Genomic DNA, 408 nt, shown 5'->3' with positions numbered 1-408 from the left:
ATGTGAGTCGAGGTTAAATCGATGCATATCTTGGCTGATTACATCGAAGAAGCCCGATAGGTTAGGAGAAGGCTCATGACGCAGGAACGTCACAACCCGACCCACATCAGTATTATAACACAACTGATGGCGATGGTTCAACACAAGACCGCCAAGACTGGTGGTCTCGGATGGAATCCGTAGGTCGTTCATATACGAAATTAGAGGCCCAAAGGGTCATCAAAGCTCAGTCATATGATGGGGGGTATTATCCTCGTTCATGGCTTGGGCATGTGTTCCATCTGGGGTGGTCTGTTGATGATATCTGCTGGCTGATATCTGCTGACTGCAAGCACCTTGGGCTTATAGCTCGGGATTATTCTGCTGATGAGAATCTGCGTTTTGCGTGTCGTTCGGAACAGGAAGACA

1 protein-coding gene is annotated in these 408 nt (G+C 48.3%); it reads left to right on the top strand.

Annotation, left to right across the window (positions count from 1 at the left end; translation table 11 throughout):
• Window positions 1–170 precede the first annotated feature (170 nt).
• Window positions 171–408 (top strand): hypothetical protein (locus KP705_RS18430; protein ID WP_215765352.1); only part of this gene is annotated, 238 nt, incomplete at its 3' end.

The sequence above is a fragment of the Gluconobacter sp. P1D12_c genome (assembly GCF_018812105.1).
In the GTDB taxonomy this organism is placed as follows: Bacteria; Pseudomonadota; Alphaproteobacteria; order Acetobacterales; family Acetobacteraceae; genus Gluconobacter; species Gluconobacter oxydans_A.
Note: the sequence above shows the minus strand (reverse complement) of the source record. Positions and strands in the feature narration are given on the sequence as shown.